24 protein-coding genes and 2 tRNA genes are annotated in these 26,592 nt (G+C 68.9%); 10 read left to right on the plus strand and 16 right to left on the minus strand.

All coding sequences use genetic code 11. From position 1 onward, the window contains the following. Positions 1–124: 124 nt before the first annotated feature. Entirely contained in the window at positions 125–769 is a 645-nt protein-coding gene (locus tag FQ377_RS03705; RefSeq protein ID WP_148599850.1) for an aminodeoxychorismate/anthranilate synthase component II, read from the plus strand. A 63-nt stretch (positions 770–832) separates the two neighbouring features. On the opposite strand, the gene FQ377_RS03710 is transcribed toward FQ377_RS03705, so the two are convergent. From FQ377_RS03710 to FQ377_RS03735, 6 genes are read right to left on the minus strand one after another with little or no spacing between them, the layout of a single operon-like run. After that, a complete protein-coding gene (locus FQ377_RS03710; RefSeq protein WP_148599851.1) occupies positions 833–2,641 on the minus strand; it encodes a protein kinase domain-containing protein in 1,809 nt (602 codons plus the stop codon). After that, complete coding sequence (locus FQ377_RS03715; protein WP_148599852.1) at positions 2,638–4,080, minus strand: peptidoglycan D,D-transpeptidase FtsI family protein; 1,443 nt, start codon at positions 4,078–4,080, stop codon at positions 2,638–2,640. Before FQ377_RS03715 ends, FQ377_RS03710 begins: the two co-directional genes overlap by 4 nt. Further along, the gene (locus tag FQ377_RS03720) at positions 4,077–5,507 is read right to left on the minus strand and encodes an FtsW/RodA/SpoVE family cell cycle protein (protein ID WP_148599853.1); all 1,431 of its coding nucleotides are present in this window, start codon (positions 5,505–5,507) and stop codon (positions 4,077–4,079) included. The genes FQ377_RS03715 and FQ377_RS03720 overlap by 4 nt, the downstream gene beginning before the upstream one ends. Beyond that, positions 5,500–7,140 carry a PP2C family protein-serine/threonine phosphatase gene (locus FQ377_RS03725; RefSeq protein ID WP_262364276.1) on the minus strand — a complete coding sequence of 547 codons (1,641 nt, stop codon included), beginning with the start codon at positions 7,138–7,140 and terminating at the stop codon, positions 5,500–5,502. Before FQ377_RS03725 ends, FQ377_RS03720 begins: the two co-directional genes overlap by 8 nt. Positions 7,141–7,142: 2 nt before the next feature. Then, positions 7,143–7,631 (minus strand): FHA domain-containing protein FhaB/FipA, encoded by a 489-nt coding sequence (locus FQ377_RS03730; RefSeq protein ID WP_148599854.1) that lies wholly within the window; start codon positions 7,629–7,631, stop codon positions 7,143–7,145. After that, complete coding sequence (locus tag FQ377_RS03735; protein ID WP_148599855.1) at positions 7,628–8,365, minus strand: FhaA domain-containing protein; 738 nt, start codon at positions 8,363–8,365, stop codon at positions 7,628–7,630. The genes FQ377_RS03730 and FQ377_RS03735 overlap by 4 nt, the downstream gene beginning before the upstream one ends. Before the next feature lie 322 nt (positions 8,366–8,687). On the opposite strand from FQ377_RS03735, the gene FQ377_RS03740 reads away from it, so the two are divergent. After that, positions 8,688–8,770 (plus strand) — tRNA-Leu (locus FQ377_RS03740). Between the two features lie 59 nt (positions 8,771–8,829). Here FQ377_RS03740 and FQ377_RS03745 read toward each other — a convergent pair. The 4 genes from FQ377_RS03745 to FQ377_RS03760 all read right to left on the minus strand — a co-directional run bounded on the left by FQ377_RS03745 (position 8,830) and on the right by FQ377_RS03760 (position 15,131). Further along, on the minus strand, positions 8,830–12,246 hold the full coding sequence (locus tag FQ377_RS03745; protein WP_148600088.1) for an error-prone DNA polymerase: 3,417 nt from the start codon (positions 12,244–12,246) through the stop codon (positions 8,830–8,832). A gap of 53 nt (positions 12,247–12,299) precedes the next feature. Beyond that, complete coding sequence (locus tag FQ377_RS03750; protein ID WP_316245910.1) at positions 12,300–13,901, minus strand: DNA polymerase Y family protein; 1,602 nt, start codon at positions 13,899–13,901, stop codon at positions 12,300–12,302. Beyond that, a complete protein-coding gene (locus tag FQ377_RS03755; protein ID WP_148599856.1) occupies positions 13,898–14,662 on the minus strand; it encodes a hypothetical protein in 765 nt (254 codons plus the stop codon). Before FQ377_RS03755 ends, FQ377_RS03750 begins: the two co-directional genes overlap by 4 nt. 76 nt (positions 14,663–14,738) lie before the next feature. Then, on the minus strand, positions 14,739–15,131 hold the full coding sequence (locus FQ377_RS03760) for a DUF5997 family protein (protein WP_148599857.1): 393 nt from the start codon (positions 15,129–15,131) through the stop codon (positions 14,739–14,741). 42 nt (positions 15,132–15,173) lie between these two features. On the opposite strand from FQ377_RS03760, the gene FQ377_RS03765 reads away from it, so the two are divergent. Both FQ377_RS03765 and FQ377_RS03770 read left to right on the plus strand, forming a co-directional pair. Next, the gene (locus FQ377_RS03765; protein WP_187393240.1) at positions 15,174–15,899 is read left to right on the plus strand and encodes a LysR family transcriptional regulator substrate-binding protein; all 726 of its coding nucleotides are present in this window, start codon (positions 15,174–15,176) and stop codon (positions 15,897–15,899) included. Beyond that, a complete protein-coding gene (locus FQ377_RS03770; protein WP_148599859.1) occupies positions 15,889–17,565 on the plus strand; it encodes an FAD-binding dehydrogenase in 1,677 nt (558 codons plus the stop codon). Before FQ377_RS03765 ends, FQ377_RS03770 begins: the two co-directional genes overlap by 11 nt. Positions 17,566–17,574: 9 nt before the next feature. Here the strand turns inward: FQ377_RS03770 and FQ377_RS03775 are convergent, their stop codons facing one another. From FQ377_RS03775 to FQ377_RS03785, 3 genes are all read right to left on the minus strand, one after another. Then, positions 17,575–18,975 (minus strand): GntP family permease, encoded by a 1,401-nt coding sequence (locus FQ377_RS03775; protein ID WP_148599860.1) that lies wholly within the window; start codon positions 18,973–18,975, stop codon positions 17,575–17,577. Then, a complete protein-coding gene (locus FQ377_RS03780; protein WP_187393241.1) occupies positions 18,972–19,514 on the minus strand; it encodes a gluconokinase in 543 nt (180 codons plus the stop codon). The genes FQ377_RS03775 and FQ377_RS03780 overlap by 4 nt, the downstream gene beginning before the upstream one ends. A 169-nt stretch (positions 19,515–19,683) precedes the next feature. After that, complete coding sequence (locus tag FQ377_RS03785) at positions 19,684–20,178, minus strand: Dps family protein (protein WP_148599861.1); 495 nt, start codon at positions 20,176–20,178, stop codon at positions 19,684–19,686. Between the two features lie 206 nt (positions 20,179–20,384). On the opposite strand from FQ377_RS03785, the gene FQ377_RS03790 reads away from it, so the two are divergent. After that, positions 20,385–20,933 carry an SRPBCC family protein gene (locus FQ377_RS03790; protein ID WP_148599862.1) on the plus strand — a complete coding sequence of 183 codons (549 nt, stop codon included), beginning with the start codon at positions 20,385–20,387 and terminating at the stop codon, positions 20,931–20,933. Between the two features lie 65 nt (positions 20,934–20,998). On the opposite strand, the gene pstS is transcribed toward FQ377_RS03790, so the two are convergent. Further along, positions 20,999–22,120 (minus strand): phosphate ABC transporter substrate-binding protein PstS, encoded by a 1,122-nt coding sequence (gene pstS, locus FQ377_RS03795; protein ID WP_148599863.1) that lies wholly within the window; start codon positions 22,118–22,120, stop codon positions 20,999–21,001. 115 nt (positions 22,121–22,235) lie between these two features. Between pstS and FQ377_RS03800 the strand changes: the two genes are divergently transcribed. From FQ377_RS03800 to FQ377_RS03810, 3 genes are read left to right on the plus strand one after another with little or no spacing between them, the layout of a single operon-like run. Then, positions 22,236–22,595: a GntR family transcriptional regulator gene (locus tag FQ377_RS03800; RefSeq protein ID WP_148599864.1), complete on the plus strand. Its 360-nt coding sequence runs from the start codon at positions 22,236–22,238 to the stop codon at positions 22,593–22,595. Then, on the plus strand, positions 22,592–23,497 hold the full coding sequence (locus FQ377_RS03805; RefSeq protein ID WP_148599865.1) for an ATP-binding cassette domain-containing protein: 906 nt from the start codon (positions 22,592–22,594) through the stop codon (positions 23,495–23,497). The genes FQ377_RS03800 and FQ377_RS03805 overlap by 4 nt, the downstream gene beginning before the upstream one ends. Further along, the gene (locus FQ377_RS03810) at positions 23,494–24,207 is read left to right on the plus strand and encodes a hypothetical protein (RefSeq protein ID WP_148599866.1); all 714 of its coding nucleotides are present in this window, start codon (positions 23,494–23,496) and stop codon (positions 24,205–24,207) included. Before FQ377_RS03805 ends, FQ377_RS03810 begins: the two co-directional genes overlap by 4 nt. Before the next feature lie 74 nt (positions 24,208–24,281). On the opposite strand, the gene FQ377_RS03815 is transcribed toward FQ377_RS03810, so the two are convergent. Both FQ377_RS03815 and FQ377_RS03820 read right to left on the minus strand, forming a co-directional pair. Next, positions 24,282–25,079 carry an SDR family oxidoreductase gene (locus tag FQ377_RS03815; protein WP_148599867.1) on the minus strand — a complete coding sequence of 266 codons (798 nt, stop codon included), beginning with the start codon at positions 25,077–25,079 and terminating at the stop codon, positions 24,282–24,284. 142 nt (positions 25,080–25,221) lie between these two features. After that, positions 25,222–25,295: transfer RNA gene (locus FQ377_RS03820), tRNA-Val, on the minus strand. A gap of 180 nt (positions 25,296–25,475) precedes the next feature. Here FQ377_RS03820 and FQ377_RS03825 point away from each other — a divergent pair. Both FQ377_RS03825 and FQ377_RS03830 read left to right on the plus strand, forming a co-directional pair. After that, a complete protein-coding gene (locus tag FQ377_RS03825; protein WP_148599868.1) occupies positions 25,476–25,727 on the plus strand; it encodes a DUF2630 family protein in 252 nt (83 codons plus the stop codon). Next, the gene (locus FQ377_RS03830; protein ID WP_148599869.1) at positions 25,727–26,395 is read left to right on the plus strand and encodes a haloacid dehalogenase type II; all 669 of its coding nucleotides are present in this window, start codon (positions 25,727–25,729) and stop codon (positions 26,393–26,395) included. Before FQ377_RS03825 ends, FQ377_RS03830 begins: the two co-directional genes overlap by 1 nt. Positions 26,396–26,592: the final 197 nt, after the last annotated feature.

Here is a 26,592-nt window from a genome sequence, read left to right on the forward strand (position 1 = left end):
GATAATCTGATGGACGACGACGTACGACCCGATGCACCGGCACAGGTCTCCTCCGAGGTGCTGTCGGTCCGGGCCCCATCGGGCCTGTCCGCCCACCGCTTCAACGATTGGTTCCCCATAGCTCATGGCTGCTACAACCCGCATCCTCGTCGTGGACAACTACGACAGCTTCGTCTACACCCTCGTCGGATACCTGCAGGAGCTCGGGGCCGAGACGACAGTGGTCCGCAATGACGATCTCACGCTCGCCGAGGCGCAGGAAATGGCGGCGTCCCGCGACGGCGTCCTGATCTCTCCCGGCCCCGGGACGCCTGCCGAGGCCGGGATCTGCGTGGATCTCATCACCTGGTGCGGCAACCACGCGAAGCCCATGCTCGGGGTCTGCCTCGGGCACCAGGCGCTCGCCGAGGCGTACGGCGGAACCGTCACGCACGCGCCGGAGCTCATGCACGGCAAGACCTCCCTCGTGGAGCATGATTCCACCGGGGTCTTCGCGGATCTGCCGTCGCCCATGACGGCAACCCGGTACCACTCGCTGGCGGCTGTCAGCGATGACGTGCCGGCCGAGCTGACCGTCACGGCGCGCACGGCGAGCGGGATCATCATGGGACTTGACCACACCACAGCGCCCCTGCACGGCGTCCAGTTCCACCCGGAGTCCGTGCTCACCGAGGGCGGCTACCAGTTACTGGGTAACTGGCTGGAGTCCCTGGGTCTCCGGGGGGCCGCTGCCACCGCTGCGGGCCTCAGCCCACTCATCGCACGCTGACGTAGGAACATGGCGCCCTCCGACCTCAGGAGGGTTCAGACGGCGGCCTCCGGAGCTGCCGATTCAGGGCGTCGAGGTGGGAGCGGGTGTCGGGTCGGCTGCTGCGGCCGGACTCGTGGTGGGCTCCGGACTCGGCGTTGCCGCCGGGTCCGGGCTCGATGGCGGATCCTCCGCGGGCGGGGGTTCCTCGCTCGGTGCGGGCTCGACGGGTGGCGCAGGTGCGGGAGGACCGGAGGAGACGACATAGTTGACGTTGGTTCCCGTGGCGACGACCGCTCCGGCTCCGGGTGCGGTTCTGACCACCGTGCCTTCGGGCTGCTGGGACTCCTCGGTCCCCTCGTTCACCGGCACCAGTCCGAGATCCACGAGGATCCGGTCCACCTCGGCGGCGGTTCTTCCCTGCAGGCCCGCCGGAACCGTGACATTCTCGGGGCCGCTGGAGACATTGAGGGTGATGGTGTCGCCCCGGCTGAGGCTCCCGACCGGATCGATGCCTGTCACGAGGCCCTCCCGGGTGTCGGAGGGTGGATCCGTGTCCGTCGTCACCCTGAAGCCGAGCTCGGCGAGCTCGTCCGTCACGTCGGCGACCGGCCTCCCCAGATAGTCGCTCGTGGTGATGACGATCTCCGCGGACTCGCTCGGCGTCTCGCTGGGTTCCGGTGACGGCGTCGTGGGTGCCGCGGAGGTGGTTTCCACCGGAGGTACGTCCGCCGCGTCGTCCCCCACGAGCAGGGGCTGGAGCATCAGGAACGCGATCGCGCCGAGTGCGAGCAGGAGCAGGACGATCAGCGGTATCAGCCACGGGCTACGCCGGTTGACCTCCTGGTCGTACGCCTGCGCGCCGTCAGGGCCGTCGACGTCGTCCTCCGACCAGTCCCGCGACGCCGCGATCCCGGCGGTGGTGGGAGCGGCCACGGTCGGCAGGGCCGACGTCGACGGGGAAGAGATGGCCGTCGTCGCCTGCGTGTCCTGGCGCCGTACCGCCGCCGTAGGGATGTCGGCGCCGCGGGAGAAGGCGAGCATTCCGGGGACGGCGGCCTCCGCCGCCCGGATATCGCCGGAACGGATGGCATCGACTGCCCGCGCCAGGGCCTCCGAATCAGCGGGCCGATCGGCCGGGTTCTTGGCCAGCATCGAGCCGATGAGTGCCCGCACCGGGTGCGGGATCGATTCCGGCAGGGGAGGTGGCGCGTCGTTGACCTGGGCGAGTGCGATGGCGATCTGTGATTCGCCGGAGAAGGGGCGCCGTCCGGCCAGCAGTTCGTAGCCGATCACACCGAGTGCGTAGATGTCGGAGGAGCCCGTTGCGGGCTGGCCCGTGGCCTGCTCCGGAGCAAGATACTGGGCTGTGCCCATGACCTGACCGGTGGCGGTCAACGGCACCTGATCGGCGAGCCGCGCGATCCCGAAGTCGGTGATCTTCACACGACCGTCCGGCATCACGAGGATATTACCGGGCTTGACGTCGCGGTGGACGAGTCCCTGGCGGTGGGCGACGGCGAGGGCCGTGGCGGTCTGACCCACGATGGACAGGGTCCGGTCCGGTGAGAGGACCTGCTCCTTCTCGATCACGGCGGAGAGCGGCTGCCCCGGGACGAGTTCCATGACGAGGTAGGCGGACCCGCCCTCCTCGCCGTAGTCGAAGACATTCGCGATTCCCTCATGGTTGAGCAGGGCGGTGTGGCGTGCCTCCGCCCTGAAGCGGTTCAGGAATGCCGGGTCGCCCGAGTACTCCTCCTTGAGGATCTTGATCGCGACGACGCGGCCGAGGATCCGGTCCCGGGCCTTCCAGACCTCCCCCATGCCACCGATGGCAATGCGGTCGGTCAGTTCGAATCTGCCGCCCAGGGTGATTCCTGACGTTGGCCTCATCTGTTCAACACCGCCTCTATGAGTCTCTTGGCACTGGGTGAGGTCAATTGCTGACCGGTGGGGATGTCCACGTTCTCCATCACGATCGATATGGCCACCTGCGGGTCGTCCGCAGGGGCGAAGCCGGTGAACCAGGCATTGTCTCCACTGTCGGTGACCTCGGCGGTCCCTGTCTTGCCGGCGACCTTCACGCCCGCGACCTGGGCTCCTGCCGCGGTTCCGTTGTCCACCACGTTGACCATCCACTGAGTCAACTGGTCCGCCGTCTCACGGCTCACCGACTGCCGCAGCGTCTCCGGCTGCGGGGAGTCGATCAGTTCGAGGTCGGCAGCCCTGATGGAGGAGACGAGCTGCGGTTTCATCTGCTCACCATCGTTGGCGATGGCAGCGGCGACCATGGCCATCTGCAGGGGCGTCACGCGCGTATCGAACTGGCCGACCGCCGACTGGGCCAGTTCGGGATCCGTCAGGTCCGTCGGGAAGATACTGGCCAGCACCCGGGTGGGAATGGACAGCTCCTCGCCGAAGCCGAACCGCTCCGCCTGCTTGCGGAGGGCCTCCTCACCCAGGTCCAGGGCGATCTGCGCGAATGCCGTATTGCAGGACTGCTCCAGGGCGAACTCGAGATCCGCCGTCGCCCGGCTCGCACACCCGCCCGAGACGAAGTTCGGGAGAGTGTACTCGATGCCGGGGAACTCCAGTGCCGGCGGGTTGGGGATCTCGGACTCGGCGTCGTACTCACCGGACTCGAGCGCCGCCGCAGCATCGATGAGCTTGAAGACGGACCCCGGTGCGATGAGCGACTCCGTGGCCGGATTGGTGTAGACGGACAGGCCCGGCTGCTCCGTGAGTGCGGCAAGATTCTCGGCGACGATCGAGGTGTCGTGCCCCGACAGCAGATTCGGGTCGTAGGTCGGCTTGGACACCATCGCGAGGATCTTGCCGGTGGAGGGTTCCATCACCACGATGGAGCCCCGCTGGCCCTCCGGGATCAGGTCCGACGCGAGCTGCTGGAGTTGGGGGTCGATCGTCAGTTCCACGGATGCGCCGCCCGGTTCGGCACCTGAGAACAGGCTCACCACACGGTCGTAGAAGAGTGAGCTGCTGGTACCGGCGAGGATCTCCGATTCCGCGTCCTCGAGCTGCGTGGACCCGATCGAGAGGGAATAGAAACCCGTCAGATGTGCGTACCGCTCGGGTTCCCCGTAGACACGCTGGTAGTTGAACTGGTCGTTGGACGGCACGGACTGCGCCACGGCCCGACCGTCGACGAGGATCGCACCTCGCTGACGGCCGAAGTCCTGATAGAGCTGGCGGTTGTTCCAGGGGTTGGCCGTCAGTTCCGCCGCCTGGAAGAACTGTACGTAGGTCAGGGAACCCAGGACGAGGGCGAACATGGTGACGGCGACCACCCAGGCCCCGCGAATGGCCTGATTCATCGGTTCCCCTCCCTGGCTTCCCTGGTTCTGCTGATCTTCCCCGTGACGCCGACCGGCTCGGGGAACGAATTCTTCATGGGCGTGCTGGTGACCGGGCGTCGCGCGGTCTCCGAGATGAGTAGCAGCAGTGCCACGATCAGCCAGTTGGCGAGCAGTGACGACCCTCCGGCGGACATGAACGGCGTGGTGAGCCCCGTCAGCGGGATGAGCCGGGTGATGCCGCCGATCACCACGAAGCACTGGAGCGCGATGGTGAAGGAGAGACCGCACGCCAGCAGCTTGCCGAAGCCGTCCTTGGTCCCGAGAGCTGCCCTGATGCCACGGGAGACGAGGATGACGTAGAGCATCACGATCGCAACGACGCCGATGAGCCCGAGCTCCTCACCGAGTGCGGCGATGATCATGTCGCTGTTCGCATATGTCACGAGGTCGGGCCTGCCCCCGCCGAGACCCGTGCCGAGGAGGCCGCCGTCGGCGAGTCCGAAGAGGCCCTGCACCACCTGACCGCTTCCGCCGGGAGACCGGTTGTAGACGTCGGGGTCGAAGGCGTTGATCCACGAGTCGAAGCGGAGGGCCACATGGCTGAACAGCTCGAGTGCGACGAACACCCCGCCGGCGATCATCGCCAGGCCGATGAGGACCCAGCTGACCCTGCTCGTCGCCACGTAGATCATGACCATGAAGAGACCGAAAAAGAGGATCGACGACCCCAGATCGCGCTGGAAGATCAGCACGCCGATGCTGACCACCCAGGCCGCGGCCATCGGGGCCAGGTCACGGAAGCGCGGTAGCTGGAGCGGGCCGATCTTCTTGCCGGCCAGCAGGATCAGATCGCGGTTGGTGGACAGATAGCCGGCGAAGAAGATGGCGAGGGTGATCTTCGCGATCTCACCCGGCTGGAACGTGCCGAAACCGACCGAGATCCAGATCCGCGCCCCGTTGATCTCCAGGCCGAGCGGTGGTGGCATGAGGGGCAGCAGGAGCAGCACGGCGCTGACGATCAGCGAGGTATAGGTGAACCGCCGGAGGATCCGGTGATCCCTGAACACGAGCAGCAGGATCGCTGCCGCCCCGATCGCCACCGCGGTCCACATCACCTGCTGCGGCGCCACGGGGGTGAAATCGGGATTCACCGAGACCGCCGAGAGATCGAGGCGGTGGATCATGGCCAGGCCGATCCCGTTCAGGGCAGTCACGATGGGAAGGATCACCGGATCGGCATACTTCGCCCGGAATCGGAGCACGATGTGGAGGAACAGGCTCATGAGCCCGAGTGTCAGCGCCTGGGACCAGAAGTAGTCGCCGAGCGGTTCGTTGCGCCCGAGGTTGGCCAGGAAGTTTGCCCCGATGGCGACGACGAGGGCGAGCAGGAGCAGGACGAGCTCGATGTTGCGCCGTGAGCGGGGAGCGGTCAGGACATCACTCATCTCCGGTACCTCCACAGTCCACGGACGGCGAACCGGTCCCGGAGGCGGCGCCGGCCTGCGCGGACGCCGACCGACCCGGCGACGCGGACGCCGATGGGCCGGTCGATCCGGACGCGGACGCCGATGGATCGGCCGATCCGGAGGGACCAGGACGCGCCGTGCTGCCGGCGGTCGGGCCCCCGCCGCCGGCACTCGGGTTCGCGGAGGCGGTGCCCGGCGTGACCGGATCGCAGGAGACGGCGCGTAGCTCACTGCGCAGATCGCCCACGATCCGTTCGGCCTCCTGCAGGCTCGCTGCGGGCAGGGTGTTCCTCACCTGGGAGCGCTGGTACTCGGGCAGATTGGAGACCGGGATGTCGGTGGTCCGGTACAGGTCGCTCAGATCGATGGGTCCCACCCTCTGGGGTACCCCCGTGAAGATCGCGACGCGATTATCGGCATCGGCGATGTAGTAGCGCGTCTGTGTCCAGGTGTAACCGAAGCCCAGGACGGCCACCAGGATCAGGGTGAGCAGGGAGAGGAATGCCGGCACGAGCCAGCGCCGCTTCCGGACAGGAGGCTCGTCCTCGAGGTTCTCGGCCAGATCCTCGTCCGATTGGCGCATCAGCATCTTCGCGGCGCGCCGCTCCGTGGTCCGCTGCGTCACGATGGGGATCTGGCCCGTCTCGGTGGCCAGGGCGGCCGAGCCCACGAGGACATGGGGTCTGGTCAGCAGATCCTCGCGGATCACATCGGCGCGGATGGCCGTACCGGGCAGATCCCCCTTGTGCTCGATATCCGTGGAGGCGGTCTCCGCCGTGTCCGTCTCCGCGGGGTCCCCTGTCTCACCGGAGCCTTCGACTGCGCCGTCGCGTTCGCCCGCAGCCTCCCGTGCCGGAGGCAGGGCGGCGGGCAGTACGCCGTCGTCGTCCGCGTCGACGACCTCGATCACGGCGACGGTGATGTTGTCGGGCGAGCCGCCCGCGAGCGTCATGTCCACGAGGGAGTTGACGGCCTCGCGGATATCCGGGGCGTCGCGCATGGTCTGCTCGACGACGCGATCGGGGAGGACGGCGTTGAGCCCGTCGGAGCACAGCAGCCAACGTTCCCCCAGCGCTGCGTCGAAGTGGTCCAGATCGAGCTCGGGACTGGCATCGACGTCGCCCAGGACGCGCATGAGGACGTTCTTGTGCGGGTGGACCTCCGCGTCCTCGGGGGTGATGCGGCCCTCGTCGATGAGCCGCTGCACAAAGGTGTGATCCGTGGTGATCTGCTCGAAGACGCCGTCCTTGAGGCGGTAGGCGCGTGAATCTCCGATGTGGGCCAGCTGGAGCGTGGAATCCTCGAGGAGCAGGGCCGTGACGGTGGTGCCCATCCCCGCGAGTTGCGGACTGGTGCTGACCAGTTCGGAGAGCAGCGAGTTGGCGGTCTGGATCTCGTCCGCGAGATGCGTTCCCGCCTCGCCACCGTGTCCGTCGTGGTCGAGATGGATCAGGTCCAGCACCGTCGACGCCGAGGCGACGTTGCCGCCGGCATGGCCGCCCATGCCGTCGGCCACGACAGCGAGATAGCGGCCGGCGTAGGCGGAGTCGTCGTTCTTCGCACGCACCATGCCCACGTCGGAGCGGGCGGCGAACCGCAGGGCGAGCCTCATGCTCATGGCCTCAATTCGATGACCGTCTTGCCGATCCGGATCGGGACTCCCGGCTCGACGGGCAGGGCTCGCGTCAATTGCTGACCGGCCAGATACGTGCCGTTCGTGGAGCCGAGGTCCTCGACGAACCAGCGGCTGCCCTGCGGGAACAGGCGCGCGTGCCGACCGGAGGCGTAGTCGTCCTCGAGGACGATGGACGACTCCTGTGCCCGGCCGAGCAGGATGGGGCTGGCGGCGAGTTCGAGGACCGTCCCTGTGAGGGGGCCTTCAGTGACGACCAGTTGCCGCGCCGTCGTGCGCGCCGGCGGCGCCTGTTCCACGAGGTCCGGGTTCCTGCGGATCTCCCGTGCCGTGGGCGTACCCACCTTGTTCCGTCGGCCCACGACGAGGTCGCGGCGCAGGGCACCGACGGTGCTGAGGACGAGGACCCAGAGCAGGAGCAGGAATCCGAAGCGCAGCAGGGTGACGGTGAGTTCACCGGCATCGGTCATCGGTGTCCGCCGCCCTGCTCGGGAAGGATGCGGAACATCAGGCGTGACCGCCCCAGGGAGATGGCCGAGCCGTCGGTGAGCTCCGTGCGGCCCGCCACGCGCTGGCCGTTGACGTAGCTGCCGTTGGTGGACCCGAGGTCGACGGCGTAGACGCGCCCGTTCTCCGAGCGGATCTCCAGGTGCCGACGCGACACCCCGGTGTCGTCGACGAGGATGTCCGCCTCGGACGAGCGACCCAGCACCACCGAACCGGAGGTGATGGAGTGCCGCCGCCCGTCGAGCTCGAGGACCGGCTGGTACCGCACGGGCTCGTGCCGGGGCGTCGCTGGAGCAGCGGGCCCCGCAGGGCGACGCTCCGCGCCCGCTTTCTCGATGGACGAATCGATCTCGAAGACACCCGCCCGAAGGTCGGGGTCGTGCTCGAAGGAGACACGCACGGGCCCCTGCAGGCTGTACTGCTGACTGTTCACGTGGGCGATGACCACATCACAGAGTTCCTCGGCGAGAGGGGAACCCCATTGCTGGGCGAGGTCGAAGTCGGAGTCGGACAGGCGCGCGGCGAAGACGTTCGGCGCGAGGGTGCGACCCTGCGAGAGAACCAGGGAGCGGTTGTCGAGCTCCTTCCGAAGGGCACTGGCGATCTCCAGGGGCTGTACCTGGGAGTGGGAGCCACTCGCGAAGGCGCCGCGGACGAACTTTTCGATTCCACGTTCCACGTTGTCGAGAATGCCCATCGCGTGCCTCCTTCTCCTGTCGCTGCGCCGGTCCGACGGCGGGGTGCCGCGGTATCGTGCCCGGTGCTGCCTGATGGCAGGGTCCAGCCGGGCGTGTTCCATCCGATACTACTGGGAGCCCTCCTGAAAGGGCTTCAGGAGGGCTCCCCGAGGATCACTTTGTCCTAACGATCACCGAGCCACGCAGCTCCCGGTGCGTGGATCCATGGTACGGCCGGCGATGTCCGTGGGTGTTTAGGTGATTGCTGCGGCTCTCCGCTATGCTCGTTTCTGCTGTTCACAACATCTGCGCCCCTGCGTGCAGGAGTTGGAAACTCAGACTGCGCGAGTGGCGGAACGGCAGACGCGCTGGCTTCAGGTGCCAGTATCCGAAAGGGTGTGGGGGTTCAAATCCCCCCTCGCGCACAGTGCAACAACTGGGAAGGGCCTCCGCTTGGCGGGGGCCCTTCGTCGTCGGGCGCGGGTCAGCGGAAGTCGCGTGACTTGCTGGTGGCCCTGAGCTGCAGGACCTCGATGCGGTCCGCCACCACGTTCACGATCCCCTCGTCGGAGCGTTCGAGGATGCCGCGGACGATCACGCTGCCGGCCTCGCGCGCCACCCGGCGGTGGCGCTGCCAGACGCCCACCGAGCAGATGATGTTCACCAGTCCCGTTTCGTCCTCGAGGTTCATGAAGGTTATGCCGCTCGCGGTCGCCGGCCTCTGCCGGTGCGTGACGACTCCCGCCACCTCGATCCTCCGACCGGACTCCGTCGTCTTCAGCTCCAGTGCCGTCAGGGCGCCGCGACGAACCAGTCTGCTCCTGGCGTGGCGCATGGGGTGGTCGTCCGGAGTGATCCCGGTGGACCAGAGATCGGACCCGACCTTGTCGATGTCCGAGAGCTCGGGCATGAGCGGGGGCTGGATGTAGACGGCGGTGCCCTTGATCTGGTCGGCCCGCTCGGTGGACGCCGGGCCGGCATGCCACAGCGCCTCCCGGCGGGTCAGGCCCATAGAGTCGAACGCGCCCGCTGCCGCCAGGGCCTCGAGCTGGCCCGCATTGACCCCGGTTCGCCGTCCCAGATCGGGAAGATCCTCGTAGGGGCCCTCCCGTTCCCGCTCCGCGACGATTCTCTCGGCCAGCTTCATGCCGAGGGATTCCACGCTGGCGAGTCCGAGCCGCACCGCATGGTTGCCGTCACGCCGGTGCAGGGTGGAGTCGAAGGGTGTATCCGGATCGAAGGGACCTACCGGCGCCTGCTCGTTCTGAATGCAGCAGTCCATGCCGGTGGTACGCCGGGAAGGATCGGAGGGAGGGTGGTACCCCTCCAGCGGTTCGAGGTCGGCGTGCACCCCGGAGAGCAGGATGTCGGGGCGCAGCACGACGGCGCCATGCCGCCGGGCGTCCGCCACGAGCGTCTGCGGCGAGTAGAACCCCATGGGCTGCGCACGCAGCAGCGAGGCGAGGAACGCCCCCGGATAGTGCAGGCGCAACCAGGCACTCACGTAGACCAGCAGCGCGAAACTGATCGAGTGGCTCTCGGCGAAACCGAAGTTCGCGAACGCGTAGATCTTGCTGTAGATCGCGTCCGCCGTCTCTCCGGTGATCCCCTTGGACGCCATGCCCTCGTACAGCGTGGCCCTGAGGGAGTCGATCCGCTCCTCACCCCGCTTCGATCCCATCGCGCGGCGCAGGAGGTCGGCGTCCGCGCCGGTGCAGCCGCCCACCACCATGGCCATCTGCATGAGCTGTTCCTGGAAGAGGGGAACACCCAGGGTCCGCTCCAGGACCGGTTTCAGCTCGGGGTGGATGTACCGGACCTCCTCCTCGCCCATCTTCCGCTTGACGTAGGGGTGAACGGCACCGCCCTGGATGGGACCGGGCCTGACCAGGGCCACCTCGATCACGAGATCGTAGAACTGGCGTGGCTGCAGGCGGGGGAGCATTCCCATCTGGGCGCGGCTCTCCACCTGGAACACCCCTATGGAGTCCGCGAAGCACAGCATGTCGTAGACGCCCTGCTCCTCCTTCGGAATGGTGTGCAGCTCCCATGTCTCACCGAAGTGCCGTTCCACGAGGTCGAAGTTGTACTGGATGGCGGCGAGGATGCCGAGCCCCAGGAGGTCGAACTTCACGAGTCCCATCCAGGCGCAGTCGTCCTTGTCCCACTGCAGGACGGTTCGACCCTCCATCCGTCCATGCTCGATGGGGCATACTTCGCCCACCGGCCGGTCCGTCAGCACCATCCCGCCCGAGTGGATCCCCAGGTGGCGGGGGAACTTCAGCACCTCCTGCGCCAGTGTGACCACAGACTCCGGGATGTCGTGATCGCTGCTGGAGACCAGGCCCCCCCAGCGCTCGATCTGCCGCGACCAGGCGTCCTGCTGCCCGGGACTGTGACCGAGTGCCTTCGCCATGTCCCGGACGGCGAATTTCGGCCGATAGGTGATCACGTTGGCCACCTGGGCGGCATTGAAGCGTCCGTACTTGCGGTAGACGTACTGGATGACCTCCTCGCGCCGGTCCGAGTCGAAGTCCACGTCGATGTCCGGTTCCTCGTCGCGCAGACTCGACAGGAAGCGTTCGAAGGGGAGCCGGTACTTGATGGAGTCGACGGCGGTGATCTCCAGCAGATAGCAGACCGCCGAGTTCGCGGCCGATCCGCGCCCCTGGCACAGGATGCCGTGTCGGCGGGCGTACTGCACGAGATCGTGGACGATCAGGAAGTAGCCCGGGAAGTTCTTGTCCTCGATGACCTCCAGCTCGCGCTCGATGCGTTCCCGGACGTCGGCCCGGCCCCCGTAGAGCCTGTCGGCTCCCTGCCAGACGAGCTGCCGGAGATAGCTCATCTGGGTGTGCCCCTCGGGCAGCTCGATGTTCGGCAGGCCGGGGGTGACACTGCGCAGGGTGAAGGACAGCTCCGCTGCGAGGTCCACGGTCCGTTCCACGGCTCCGGGGTAGTCCCTGAACCGTCGCAGCATCTCCGCCCCGCTGCGCAGGTGGGCGGAACCGGCAGCGGGAAGCCAGCCGTCCATCTGGTCCAGGCTCCGGCGCGCCCTGACCGCGGCCAGGGCGGAGGCGAGCCGGTGCTGGTCCGGAGTGGCGTAGTGCACGTTGTTCGTGGCGACGGTGGGCAGCTGCAGGCGGGTGGCGAGGGTGGCCAGGGCAGCGTTGTGTGCAGTGTCCAGCGGGTTGCCCTGGTCGATCAGTTCGACGGTGACGGAATCCTGGCCGAACAGGTCCACGAGCCTCCGGAGCTCGGTCTCGGCCTCGGTGATTCCGGCGGTGAGCGCCGAGCGGACCGACCCCTTGCGGCAGCCAGTGAGGATCATCCACTGGCCACCGGCATGTCCGGCGAGACGCTCGAGGTCGTAGCAGGGCTTGCCCTTCTCAGCCTCGGTGTGGAGCTGCGCCTCCGTGATGGCCGTGGACAGGCGGTGGTAGCCGCCGGCCCCGCGGGCCAGGACCAGCAGGTGCTTGCCCTGTGGATCCGCCTCCCCATTCTGGGGTCGGGACAGTCCCAGCGAGAGCTCGGTGCCGTACATGGTCGAGAAATTGGCGTACTTCTCGGTCGCCTCGGCGAAGCGGACGGCGCCGTACAGGCCGTCGTGATCGGTCAGGGCCAGGCCGGTCAGCCCGAGCCGGTGGGCCTCCTCGGCGAGGTGCTCGGGGCTGGAGGCGCCGTCGAGGAAGCTGAAGTTGGAGTGGACGTGCAGTTCGGCGTACGGAACCACCGGGCCCTCCGGAGCGGGGAGAGCCGCAGGGGCCGTGTAGGGCAGGCGCTTCCGCGACCACGCGGGACTGTCACCGCCGTCGGCGCCCACGGGCGGTGCGCCGGGCCGGGTCGCGGAGAGATTCCGCTCGAACTCCGACCACGGGATGGGTGGGTTGTTCCAGCCCATGGTCCTCCGTCCCGTCGTCGTTCCCGTCACTGTCCCTGCTGCCGGCACCCCGGTCAGTCGTAGCTCGCCTCCACCCACCAGGCGTGGTCCTCGAGCAGCAGCAGCCAGGCGGATCCCGACTGATCCACCAGCTGGAAGCGGTGGAGCGCCCGTCCCTTCGGATCCCACCACCGTTCACTGATGGGCCACGGCCCGGCCCAGGAGTGCACAGGCCGCTGTCCGCCGTCGGACCCGGCGCTGAAGAAGGCGGGATCGGCGCTCAGGAGACCGCGGGGATCCACGTCCACCGGATTGCCGCGCGCATCGACGACGACGGCGGGCCTGGGGTCGGCGAACACGGTGGCCGGAGCCGGGCCCGGCAGCCTGCCCGGCCAGGGCTGGTCCCGCTCCCTGGCGGGTGGTCCCGGGGACTGCGATCCCGCCGGCACGTCCCCCCAGGGGATGAGGACGCGGCGATCCGCCAGGAGCCGGCCCCCGGCGATGACGGCGGTGAGCACGGCGCCGTGGCCCAGCATGCTCTGCACCCGGGCCAGGCCGTGGTGGATGCTCTCGTCCGGTCCCGTGCCCCACAGGCCGTCGGCGTGATCGCCGAGGTCCTCGACGACGTCGGGCACCAGGTGCACCCGGGTGATGCCGGAGGTCAGGCCGTGGTCGGACGCATTGGCCCCCTGCAGTTGCCAGCGCACACGGTCCACGACGTCGTCGGCGTCGAACCAGCGCGGGTGCTGCCAGCGGCGCGCGGAGACCTCGCCCGACTCCGTGTGCAGGGACACGTGCAGGGCCGTGCAGACCAGGCCGGCCCCGCGCAGGGTGTCGATGAAGGCAGCAGCCCTGGTGCGCATGGTGAATGCGAGCTGGTCGATACGGGCCAGCGGCGGCTCGAAATCGGCGACGGCGTCGAGCTGGGGCGGGGGCGTGCGGGCCACGACGTCGTGGTGGTCTAGCCCGCCGGCCTGACGGTGGGCCACGGCGCCCTCGAGGCCGAAGCGGTTCCGGACGTCGGAGGCCCTGAGGGCGGCGAAGTCGCCGAGGGACCGGATGCCGAGCCGTTTGAGCAGCACCGTGAGCTTCGGCTGCTCCAGGACCTCCAGGGGGTAGCTGCTGAGGAACCAGGGCGAGCCACCGGGCGGGATGACGACGACCGGCGCGGCGTCGTCGTCGAGCTGGTCGGTGGCCCGGGCTGCCTGCTCGGCGGCGAACGGCCCGTCGGCGACGCCGATCCGCACATCGGTGAGGCCGATGGCGGCAAGGGTGTCGACGACGACGCCGGCGGTCTTCTCCTCGCTGCCGTAGTACCGCGCGGGTCCCTTGACCCTGATGGCGCACAGCCCGGGACGGATCACCTGCACGCCGGGCATGATGGTCTCGACCGCCGCGGTCACGGGTTCGAAGGCGCGTTCGTCGAGGGAGGCATCGTACGCGAGGGACACGAGTCCGGTGCTGCGGGCCTGGGCCTCCCTGATCCGCAGTCCCCGCCGCACGCCGTCCTGGCGCGCGGCGGGGGAGCACGCGAAGACCTCCCCCCGCTCCACGAGGACGAGTGCGGTGTCCGCGGGCAGCGCGTGTTCGCGCAGTGCTGCCGTCACGGGCCAGTCCGGGCACCAGAACATCAGGGTCCGGGTGGCGGTGGGCGCTGCGGGCAGGGTGGATCTCACGAGGACTTCATCAGCCGGGGTTCGAACAGGGAACCGGCGGGATCGCCGTCGCCGAGGGAGGGGGCTCCGGGGAGCACGGTTCCGTCCGCGGTGCCCTGCAGCTCGGCCAGTCCCACATAGGCGTGGCGGAGCCGTCCGGAGGGTTGCGTGGCGGTGATCTTCATGCGGCGTTTCCGGAGGTGGCCGGAGCCGGCCCCGAGGCCCTCCCAGGCGCTCTCGGCCACACCGAGCGTCGAATCGCTCTGCTTCCAGGAGCCGAGGGTGATCAGCGCCGCGCCGCGCTGGCGCAGGCGCGCCTTCAGACGGGCCCACTCGGTGGGTGCGAGGTGTTCCGGGGTGCGGACCAGCACGATCGAGACCACGTCCACGAGGGCTGCCGTGACGGAGAGCCACTGGCTTCCGGGGTCGGGGATCAGGATGAGCCGCTCGAGGTTGATGCCGAAGCCCTGTGCCGCTTCGGCGCTGAAGTCCGGTACGCCGATGACGCAGCACCAGGCGCCCGTCGCCGACGGGCCCGCGAGCAGCGCCATGGCCAGGGTGGCGGAGTCCCGCACCGCGTACGAGCTCCCGGACTGGAGGCCGCCGCCGGGCAGGATCCGGGCGAGTGCGGGAACCGTGGGCATGCACCGCGAGGCCAGCGTGCTGGCCTGCATGCTGTTGATCCGGGCCTGGAGCTCGCGGGCCGTCCCGGACGCCGCGGGTCGTGGCGCGCCCTCGGTGGGGGGATCGTCCCACTCGGGACCGGCAGCTGGAGGCGTCACCCCCTAATATTCGAAGACGTGTTCTATTAAGTCAATCGGTGTGTCCGGTCCGGACGAACCGCGTCCACGGTGCTTCTCAGGTGTCGGCAGCCCTGCGCGCGGCATCGCGCTCCTTGACCCTCGCCGCCTCGCTGCGGACGGCCGCCTGCGTGGCGCGCTCGCTGACCAGCCAGGCCGGCGGATCCTGCAGGAGGGCGGTGATCTGCTCGGTCGTCAGGGGATCCGTCAGTCCACCGCGGGCCAGGCCGCTGATGGAGATACCGAGCTTCTGCGCCACCACGGGGCGCGGGTGCGGGCCCGTGCGGCGCAGCTCCGCGAGCCATTCCGGCGGGCTCTGCTGGAGTTCGTCGAACTCCGCGCGCGTCGGTCCACTCTCCTGGAAGGCCTGGGGGGCGGCGGGCAGGTAGATCCCCAGCTTCTTGGCCGCCGTGGCGGGTTTGAGGGTCTGGGTGGCTTTCGCGGGAGTCATGGACCCAGCTTAACGGTCGAGCCCAGGCGCTACTGTGATCAGGTGCCCGCCGACCAGCCCCGCGTCCTCTCCGTCGGCTTCGTGCCGGGCGTGACGCCGGGCAAGTGGGCGTCGAGGTGGCGTGAGCGGCACCCCGGCGTGCCCCTGGAGCTCCACGAGCACGACGCCGACGCCGCCCTGGAGGGCCTGCGGAACGGATCCGACGACGTCGTGTTCGTCCGCCTGCCGGTGGAGCGCGCCGGGTTGCACCTGATCCCCCTCTACGAGGAACAGCCCGTGGTGGTGATGTCGCGGGAGAACGAGCTCTCGCTCCTCGACGAGGTGCCGCCCGAGGAACTCGGGGCGCAGACCCTGCTCGACGTCGGCGCGTGCGGCGGACCGGGGAACGCCGTGGAGGTGGCTGCCTCCGGCGCGGGGGTTGTGGTCCTGCCGATGTCCCTCGCCCGGCTGCATGCGCGCAAGGATGCGGTGCACCGCCCGGTACCGGGCCTGCCGGTGACCACCATCGGCATCGCGTGGCGGGTGGAGGACGAGTCGGACGACGTCGAGGAGTTCATCGGCATCGTCCGCGGACGGACGGCGCAGAGCTCACGGCAACCCTCCCGGCAGGAGGCCCCGAAGAGGACCGCTGCGCAGAAGGCCGCGGCGAAGAAGGCCGCCACCGGCCGGGGCGGGGGACAGCAGGGCAGTGGACAGCAGGGCAGTGGACAGCAGAGCCACAAACAGCAGGGCAGCGGGCAGAAGGGCGGCAGACGGCGTGGACGCTGACGTCATCATCGTCGGAGCAGGGCTCGCCGGCCTCGTCGCCGCCAACGAGCTGATCCGGGCGGGCAGGACGGTCCTCGTCGTGGAGCAGGAGAACGCCCGCAATCTCGGAGGCCAGGCATTCTGGTCCTTCGGGGGTCTCTTCCTGGTCGACACCCCGATGCAGCGCCGGCTCGGCGTGAAGGACTCGTTCGACCTCGCCTGGCAGGACTGGCAGGGCTCGGCGGGCTGGGACCGCCTCGAGGGCGAGCTTCCCGAGGACGAGTGGGCGCAGCGGTGGGGACGCGCGTACGTCGAGTTCGCGGCCGGCGACAAACGCCCCTGGCTCGAGGAGCAGGGCGTGAAGTTCACGCCGCTGGTGGGCTGGGCCGAGCGGGGCAGCGGTTCGGCGGCGGGACACGGCAACTCCGTGCCCAGGTTCCATGTCCCGTGGGGCACCGGGACCGGGATCTCCGAGCCGTTCGCCGACAGGGCCCGCGCGGCCGCGGAGGAGGGCTCACTGGGCTTTTGTTTCCGTCACCGCGTGGACGGCCTCGTCCTGGACGGCTCCACGGTCACCGGGGTCCACGGGACGGTCCTGGCTCCGGACGACGCCGCCCGGGGCGTCAGCTCGACCCGCGACGCCGTCGGTGCGTTCGAGCTGCGGGCCCAGGCCGTGGTGATCGCCAGCGGAGGGATCGGCGGGGACCACGAGCAGATCCGCAAGTGGTGGCCCCCACATCTGGGCACGCCGCCGTCGACCATGATCACCGGGGTGCCGCAGCACGTGGACGGACGCATGCTCGACATCGTCGCCGACGCCGGTGTCCGCCTGGTCAATCGGGATCGCATGTGGCACTACACCGAGGGCGTGCGGAACTGGGACCCTGTCTGGCCGCAGCACGGCATCCGGATCCTGCCGGGTCCGTCGTCGATGTGGTTCGACGCCCTGGGGCGGAGGCTACCCGCGCCCGGCCTGCCCGGGCACGACACGATCGGGACCCTGAAGCTCCTCCGCACCACCCCGGACCTGGTCGAGTACGACCACTCCTGGTTCATCCTGACGCAGAGGATGATCGAGAAGGAGTTCGCGCTCTCGGGCTCGGAGCAGAATCCCGATCTCACGGGCCGGGACCTGAGGCTGCTGCTGCGCAGCAGGCTGGGTCGCGGTGCGCCACCACCCGTCGAGGCGTTCAAGGATCGAGGCGAGGACTTCGTGGTCGCGAGCACCCTTCGCGGACTCGTGGCGGGCATGAACCGGCTCACCGACACGGCGCTGCTCGACCACGGCGTGATCGAGCGTCAGATCGTCCAGCGTGATGCCGAGCTGGACAACCCCTATTCCAAGGACGTCCAGGTCATGAGCATCCACAATTCGCGGAGGTTCCTCGGCGATCGGCTCACGAGGACGGCGAAGCCCCACAGGATCCTCGATCCGGCGGCGGGGCCGCTGATCGCGGTGAAGCTGCACATCATCACCCGGAAGAGCCTGGGCGGCATCCAGACCGATCTGACCGGCAGGGCCTTCGATACGGCGGGAACGCCGATCCAGGGCCTGTACGCGGCGGGCGAGGCCGCGGGGTTCGGGGGCGGAGGCGCCCACGGGTACAACGCCCTCGAGGGCACCTTCCTGGGCGGGTGCATCTTCTCCGGACGGACCGTGGGCCGCTCCCTGGCCGCGCTGCTGTAGCCGCGGCCGTCAGCCCGCCGAGGCGAGGGCGAAGACCGCCGCCGCGATGGCGAAGCCCATGACGCCGATCGTCGTCTCCATGACGGTCCACGTCTTCAGCGTGGTCTTGACGTCCATGCCGAAGAACCGCCCCACGAGCCAGAAGCCGGAGTCGTTCACGTGGCTGGCCACCACCGAGCCGCCGGCGACGGCGACCACGAGGGCCGCGAGCTGGAACGCGTTGTAGTCGCCCGCGAGGATGGCGGGGGAGATGAGGCCGGCCGCGGTGGTCAGTGCCACGGTCGCCGAGCCCTGGGCGATGCGCAGGATCGCGGCGATGAGGAAGCCCGCGAGGATCAGTGGGATGCCGAGGTCGCCGAGGACATCCGCGAGGGCGTCACCGATTCCGCTGGTGCGCAGCACGCCGCCGAACATGCCGCCCGCCCCGGTGATGAGGACCACGGAGGCGATCGGCCCGAGGGCGGATTCCAGGGTGCTCTCGAGGACGGTCTTGTCCATTCCGCGTCGGCGGCCGAGGACATAGGCGGCCACGAGCAGGGAGATCAGCAGGGCCACGGGTGTCTCACCGAGGGTCCTGAGTACCTGGAACCAGGTCTGGTCGGCGAGACCCTCGTCGGCCGAGCCCGATCGTGCCACGGTGTTCAGCCCCGTGTTGAGGAAGATCAGCACGAGGGGGAGCAGGAGGATGGCCACCACGGTGCCGAATTTCGGAGGATTGGCCTCCGCATGCTCGTCCGCCGTCCCGAGGAGTGCCGGGACGGGCAGGACGTACTTCTTGCCGACCCAGAGGCCGTACAGGTAGGAGGTCACGTACCAGGTGGGGATGGCGGCGACGAGGCCGACCATGATGACGATCCCCACGTTCGCCCCGAAGAACTCGGAGGCGGCGACCGGTCCCGGATGCGGGGGGACGAAGATGTGCATGACCGAGAAGGCCCCCGCGGCCGGCAGACCGTACCGCAGCACGCCACCACCGAGGCGACGGGCGATCGAGAAGACGATCGGCAGCATCACCACGAGTCCGGCGTCGAAGAAGATGGGGAACCCGAAGACCAGCGAGGCGACTCCCAGGGCCAGGGGTGCCCTCCGCTCACCGAAGACCCTGATGAGGTAGTCGGCGAGGACCTTGGCGCCGCCACTGGTCTCGACGAGCCGGCCGAGCATGGCGCCGAGCCCCACGAGGAGTGCCACGGCGCCCAGCGTGGAACCGAAGCTCCCCACCAGGACGGTCACGATCTGCGACGTCGGGATACCCGTGGCGAAGGCCGTCGCGAGGCTGATGAGGATCAGGGCCACGAACGCGTGGAGGCGGAGCGTGATGATCAGGAACAGCAGGACGAGGATCGCCGCTGCGGCGATCAGCAGGAGCGGACCGGCGGTCAGGGTCTGGGTCCATCCTTCGACGGTCATGGCGTCTCCTCCTGCAGGGGGTCGGAGTGCTCGAGGCCGAGCTGGTCGATCACGCCGGCGGTCACCTCGTCGGGAGTCCCGGTGTTCATGATCCTGATGCCCTGCTCGTCGGACTCCAGCGGTTCGAGCGTGCTGAGCTGGGACGGCAGGAGCGACTGCGGCATGAAGTGGCCGCTGCGGGTCTTCATGCGGTCGAGGATGAGATCCGTGTCGCCGAGCAGGTGCACGAACCGGACCTCGCCCGCCGCCTGCGCGAGGACGTCGCGGTAGGCGCGCCGCAGGGCCGAACACGTGATGACGGTACTGGTACCGGCCTCCGCCTGCTCGGTGAGCCAGGCGCGGATCGACTCCAGCCAGGGCCAGCGGTCCTCGTCGGTCAGTGGTGTCCCGGACGTCATCTTCTCGATGTTCTCCGCGGAGTGGAACTCGTCCGCCTCGGCGAACGTCCACCCGAGTGTCTCCGCCAGGTGGGTGGCGATGGTGGTCTTGCCGGAACCCGAGATTCCCATGACCACCACGTGGCGCGGTTGTGCATCCATTCTGACTCCCTTACCCCACAGCGAGGATCACGATGTCGGGTAAACCTAGCATCATCGGCGCGCGATGCGGACCCGGGGTGAAGGCAGCGAGAAAGGGGGAGGGGAGGTGCCCACGGGCACCTCCCCTCCTTACGTGACTGTCACGCGTCAGTGCAGATGATGCAGTGGCTCAGACGGTGGCCTCTTCGGTGCCGACCGGCGTGACGACCTCTGCGGTCGGTTCCATGTTCTCGGCGTCGACCATCCAGGCGTACTGCTCGAGCTTCCCGATGAAGCCGTGGAGCAGGTCGGCCGTGGTGGGATCCTCCTCGTCGATCTGGTCGTGGACGTCGCGCATGGTCTTCACCGCTGCGTTCAGCATCCTGACCACGAGACCCACGGTGTCCTTGGTGGAGACGAGACCGGCCGGGAAGGGTTCGATCTTGGTGCCCTCGGCCACGGCGATGCTGCGGCCGTCCGGTACGGCGTGCAGCGCACGCATGCGCTCCGCCATGTCGTCGGCGAAGGTGCGGGCGTCGTCGATGATCTCGTCGAGCTGCAGGTGGAGATCGCGGAAGTTCTTGCCGACCACGTTCCAGTGCGCCTGCTTGCCCTGCAGGTGCAGTTCGACCAGGTCCACGAGGACCGCCTGCATGTTGTCGGTGAGGGTGCTTGAAGCCTTCATGAATCCTCCAGTGCTAGAGAAATGACCTCCTCCGGCGGCGTGGTGTTCACGCCGGGAAACGCCGGGGGACCGTTTTCAGCGTAGTCCCGGGTGTTGGCCAAATCCAACCGGAATCAATACGCTAAGGGGACTTACGGTCCAGTCGTGCCGAAACCCCGCACGAGGGGTATGGGCGGCGCCGGAGTCTTGAAAAAGGAGGAACCCTCGTGGCTTCAGTGCAGGAATCCATCGACGTGGCAGTACCGGTCACCACGGCCTACAACCAGTGGACCCAGTTCGAGAGTTTCCCCCGGTTCATGGGGGGTGTCGACTCCATCACGCAGTCCTCCGAGACCATGACGCACTGGGTGACGAGCATCGGTGGGGTGAAGCGCGAGTTCGACGCGGAGATCACCGAGCAGCATCCCGACCAGCGGATCGCCTGGAAGAGCACCGACGGGGAATCGCACGCCGGCGTGGTGACGTTCCACCGGCTCGACGAGAGCAGCACGCGGCTCATGGTGCAGATCGACTGGCACCCGGAGACGTTCACCGAGAAGGTCGGTGCCGTGGTGAATGCGGACGCGATCCAGGTCAAGGGCGACCTCAAGCGGTTCAAGTCCTTCATCGAGAAGAGTGGTGGAGAGACCGGCGCCTGGCGCGGGGAGGTCGACGCGCCCCCCACGGGGGAGACGGGGGATGCGGTGCCGGCGAACGATGCGGTGCCGGACACCTCGACGAACGACCCGGACTCGGGTGGACCGCGCGCCGACTGACGCGCAGACGAAGGACAGGAGGCGGATCCCCGTGGGGTCCGCCTCCTGTCCTTCGTCCTCCCGGCCTACGGGATGTCGCCGACCTCGATCGTCGCGATGGCGTCGGTCGCCTGGCGGGACAGCTCCGCGGAGATGGGGGAGCTCTTCGCCGCCTCCGCCGCTTCGGCCTGACCCTCCGCGCTGACCGCGTAGGTCCCGAAGGTGCGGACGACGTCGGCGGTCGACTCGTTCTCGTAGCGTGCGCAGTAGACGTGGTAGGACACCAGGACCAGCGGATAGACGCCGGGTTCGCGCGTGGACCGGTCGAGGTCCAGCGCTATGTCGTAGTCCGCCCGGCCCGGGACGCGGCCCGCGAGATCGACGGCGGCTGCGGCGGCGTCGGCGCTGACCGGCACGTACGCGTCCCCGACCCGCAGGGCGGCCCGCCCGAGGGGATCCCCGACGGCCGAGTCGTCGGCATAGGTGATGGCCCCCTCCGTACCGGCCACCGTGCTGACCACCCCCGCATTGCCCTTGGCGTTCTCGTTGTCGAGACCGGAGGGCCAGGTCCCATCGGCCTCCTCGGTCCAGATCTCGGGCACCACGGCGTGCAGGTAGTCGGTGAAGTTCTCGGTGGTCCCGGAGTCGTCGGAGCGGCTCACCGCGGAGATCGCCAGATCGGGGAGGTCCACCTCGTTCTGCGCCGCGATCGCCGGATCGTCCCACCGCGTGATCTCCCCGCGGAAGATCTGCGCGATCGTGCCAGCATCGAGGTTCAGCTCCGTGATGCCGGGGAGGTTGAAGGCAACGCTGATGGGGGAGACGTAGGCAGGGATGTTGAAGGCCCCGCCGGGACCGCAGGCCTCCCGCGACTCCACGAGTTCCTCGTCGCTGAGATAGGCGTCGGATCCGGCGAAGGAGACCGCGCCGGCGAGCAGCGCGCCCCGGCCCGCCCCCGAGCCGTCGGGTGAGTACTGGACCTGCGCGCGCGGGTACAGCGTACTGAAGCCGGCCCGCCACGCGTCCATGGCCGGTCCCTGCGCCGAGGACCCAGCACCGGTGATCGCGCCCTTCAGGCTCGTGTCACCGTTCTCCGCTGCCGCCTCCTGCTCGGCTCCGAGGGGGTAGTCGGAGCCGCAGGCCGTCAGGGCGAGCGCGGCGGCGAGGGCGAGGGATACGGCGGGGGCTCGGTTTCTCACCGGAGCCACGTTACAGGGGAGAGGAGCCGACCCCGCGGACGGGCGCCCGGCGCCCGATGAGGCCTTGACGGGACAGCACGCACCTCATAGGTTAACTAGTGTAGTAATGAACCAAGGGAGTGCGATGTTCACCGGAGACAACCCCATCTATCAGCAGCTCGCTGCCCGGATCGCGGACGACATCGTGGCCGGGACCTACGCCGAGGATGCCGCTGTACCGTCGTCGAACGACTTCGCGACCTTCCTGCACATGAATCCGGCCACGGCCGGGAAAGCGCTCAATGTGCTCGTCGAGCAGGGCGTGCTCTACAAGAAGCGGGGCGTGGGCATGTTCGTGGCGCCCGGCGCCCGGAGCCAGCTCCTCAAGCAGCGGAGGGCGGACTTCCCGCAGCAGTTCGTCCACCCGCTCATCAGGGAGGCCAGGGCCGTCGGTATCGAGCCCCCGGAGCTGGCACAGATGATCAAGGAGGAATACATCCCATGACACAGGCGATAGAACTACAGTCCGTCACCCGGCGCTTCCGCAATGACAACGCGTTGGAGGATGTCACCCTGGCCGTGCCGGACGGCGCCATCTGCGGCCTGCTCGGCAGGAACGGTGCGGGCAAGACCACCGTGATGTCGCTGATCTCGGGGCAGGACCGCCCGACCACCGGCCGGGTACTCGTGGACGGGGACGATCCGTTCGAGAACGAGGCGGTTCTCTCGAGCATCAGCTTCGTGCGCGACAACCAGCGGTATCCCGACGACTACTTCCTGCACCACGTCCTGAGCATCGCCCCCGCCTTCGCGCCGCACTGGGACGGCGAACTCGCCGCCGAACTGGTCGAGGGCTTCCGGCTGCCGCGGAAACCGGCCATCAGGAAGTTCTCCAGGGGCCAGCTCTCCGCCGTCGCCATCGTGCTCGGACTCGCCTCCCGGGCGCCGGTCACCCTGCTCGACGAACCGTATCTCGGTCTCGACGCGACGGCCCGCGGGCTGTTCCACGATCTCCTGCTCCGCGATCTCGGGCGACACCCACGCACGCTCCTGCTCTCCACGCACCTCATCGACGAATCGGACTCCCTCTTCGACCATGTCGTGCTCATGGACCGCGGCCGCGTGGTCCTCCGTGCGGAGGCCGAGGAGGCGCGCCGTGTCGCGATGTGCGTCAGCGGCGTCGCGGACGCCGTCCAGGCGTTCTGCGCGGACTACCCCGTGCTCCGCAGCCACTCCATCGGCGGTCTGCGCACGTCCACCGTCACCGGCCGGCTCGACGACGACGCACGGTCGCGTGCGGCGACCCTCGGCGTCCAGCTCAAGGGCGCATCGCTGCAGGATCTCGCGGTGGCCTACGGCTCCGGGGACTCCCTGCAGGACTCCAGCAAAGAAGGAATCAGCGCATGAACGGCATCCAGGCGGCCACCCGGCTGCATCTGACCAAGAAGAACATGACGTTCGGCGTTCCCGTGCAGATCGTGGGACTCGTCGCCGTGATATCAGCCCTGATCGCCCTCATCATCTGGCGTGCCGGGGGAACTCCGGGGTCGGCGGAATGGATCACCGGGGCGCGGAGCAATGGCGGTATGGCCTTCGGGCTGCTGGGATTTCTGGTCTACCTGGGGGTCCAGTCGATCGCCACCACGTTCCCCTTCGCCCTGACCCTCGGCTCCACGCGGAAGGCCTTCGTGGGCGGGACCCTGGTCTGGGCCGCCGTCACCTCCGCGTATCTCGCGGTCATCTACGCCGTGCTCCTGCTGGTGGAGCTGGCCACCGATCACTGGTTCGCAAGCGTCTACATCTTCGACGTCTACTACCTCGGGACCGGTGACCTGCTGATCCTGCTGCCCACGGTGTTCCTCGGCAGCCTCAGCGCCCTCACTATCGGAGCCCTGTTCGGGGCGTCCTGGGCACGCTTCGGGAATCGCGGACCGGTCTTCCTCGGAGCAGGTCTGGCGATCGGCCTCCTCGGCCTGCTCGCCCTGGTCCTGCCGTCGATCACCGGGTCGGTGCTCGACGGCTTCCGGCTGTGGTGGCTGGCGGTCGCCGCCGTCGTGATCATCGCCGTCAGCGCGGTCATGACCCTTCTCCTGCTGCGCTCAGCGGTGGTCCGGTAGCGCTCCGGCTCGGCGACACTGCAGAAATGACTGATCCCGGACCCCGGGACCCGCCATTGCTGCGGAATCGGCAGCTAGACCGTGCGCCAGTCGCCGCTCGTGAGGTGCGAGCCGGCCTGCGGCCCCATGAGGAGCATGCCGCCGTCGACGACGAACGAGGCGCCGTTGACGTAGCTGGAGGCGCCGGAGGCGAGGAAGGCGACGACGTCGGCCACCTCCTCAGCCGATCCCGGCCGGCCCACCGGCACCCCGGGGCGGTCGATGCTGTGCGGATCCTGGTCCTCGGAATCGTTCATCGGAGTGTTGATCTCGCCCGGGAGCACGGCGTTCGCCGTGATGCCGCGATCACCGAGCTCCAGGGCGATGGTCTTGACGAGGCCGCCGAGGCCGTGCTTGGACGCGTCATAGGCGGCCGATCCCACACGCGGCTGCGCCTGGTGGACACTGGTGACCGCGATGATGCGCCCGCCCCTGCCGGCGTCGAGCATGTGCCGGGCCGCGCGCTGGATGCAGACGAACGCGCCGTCGAGGTTCGCGCCGACCGTGGCGCGCCAGAGATCCCAGTCCGTCTCCATGAACATGGTGCCGCCGTTGATGCCGGCATTGTTGACGAAGACGTCCACCCCGCCGAGTTCCTCCGCGAGCTGGTCGATCACATCTCCGCAGGCCGGCGCGTCCGTGGTGTCCAGGTGCGCCACCGCCGCCTTGACGCCCTTCTCGCGGACGAGGCGCGCGGTCTCCTCCGCGCCCTCCTGGTCGGAGTGCCAGGTGACACCGACCGCGCAGCCGGCCGCTGCGAGGGCGAGTGCTGTTGCCCGGCCGATGCCGGAGTCGGAGCCGGTGACGATTGCTGTGCTCGGTGTGAAGTCCATGCCCCCATCCTTCGCGTGCGGGGCGCCGCTGTGCAAGGTGGCCCTCGGCGGGATGCGGACGCAGGAGGGGCCCGCACCGTCGTCCCGGTGCGGGCCCCTCCTGTATCACCGTCACTGTACTGCCGTCACCGGCGTTCCCATGTGCCTGCGCGGGGCCTTGATCCCCGGGCCTTCCGCGTGTGAGGCGGATGCTCTACCAGACTGAGCTACACAGGCCTGTGACTCCTGACCAGCTTAGGCCATCCGGGCGATGCGCCAAATTCGCGGGGATCAGCATCGCCGACGACGGCCGAACGGGCCGCTGGTCATCGTCCCGACACCTCAGTAGCCTGAGGGAAACGGATCGGACGCCGGAGCGGACCGATCGGTCGGGCATGGCGACGAAGGGACGGCACCATGAACAACGAGGACATCCTGCAGCGTATCCAGGCGCTCGTTCAGGAGGAGCACGATCTCAGGGACCAGCCCCAGGGTGCTGCGGCCGACGCCGAGAGCCAGGACCACACGGCTCGGCTGAAGCGGGTGGAGGAGGACCTCGACCAGTGCTGGGATCTGCTGCGCCAGCGCCGCGCCAAGGCCGATGCCGGGGAGAACCCGGCGGACGCCGATGCGCGCCCCATCAGCCAGGTGGAGGGGTACCGCCAGTGATGGCGCCGCCCCTGGTGCTCTTCGACGTCAACGAGACGCTCTCGGACATGAGCGTGATGTCCCAGCACTTCGAGGAACTCGGCGCACCTCCGCAGCTGGCCGGGCTGTGGTTCGCCGCGGTGCTCCGGGACGGCTTCGCCCTGACCGCCGTCGGACAGAATATCCCCTTCCGCGATGTGGCCGAAGGGACACTACGGGCGGTCCTGGCCGGTCAGCCCCTCAACCGGGACCTCGAGGAGGCCGTGGAGCACGTCTTCTCGGGTCTGCAGGGCCTTCCCGTCCACGCCGACGTCGCCGACGGCATCCGTGACCTGGCCGCAGGGGGCGTCGACATGGCCGCCCTGACCAACGGCGCGGCCGCGACCGCGGAGGCCCTGCTCGACCGCGCCGGAGTCCGTGACCTGATGGGCACCGTCCTGTCCGTCCAGGATGCGCCGCGGTGGAAACCGGCGCCGGAGTCCTACGCCTACGCACTGGAATCGCTCGGCCGGGATCCGGGCGACGTCGTGCTCCTCGCCGTCCACCCGTGGGACATCGACGGCGCGGCGCGGGCCGGCCTGAGGACCCTCTGGCTGAACCGCGACGGCGCGCCCTACCCGCCCGCCATGACCGCACCGGACCAGGAGATCCACGCGCTCACCGACGCCCGGGGCGCCCTGCGCGCCTGACGCCGTCCGGGAGCCGTGGCGGGCCCGCTCGGCGGGGTGCGTTCCCGGACCGTGCAGTCCGGTCCGCAGCGCCTTCCACGGGAGCGGGATGCGGCGTAGGATCAGCTCGCCGCATCCCGCTACCGGAGGTTCCGCGTCCCCGTGAGGTTCACCAGTCAGACCCCGCGGGCGGCCCGGACGCCGGCGACGTCGAGGGT

Origin of the sequence: Arthrobacter echini (assembly GCF_008107445.1) — a bacterium.
GTDB lineage: Bacteria > Actinomycetota > Actinomycetes > Actinomycetales > Micrococcaceae > Arthrobacter_D > Arthrobacter_D echini_A.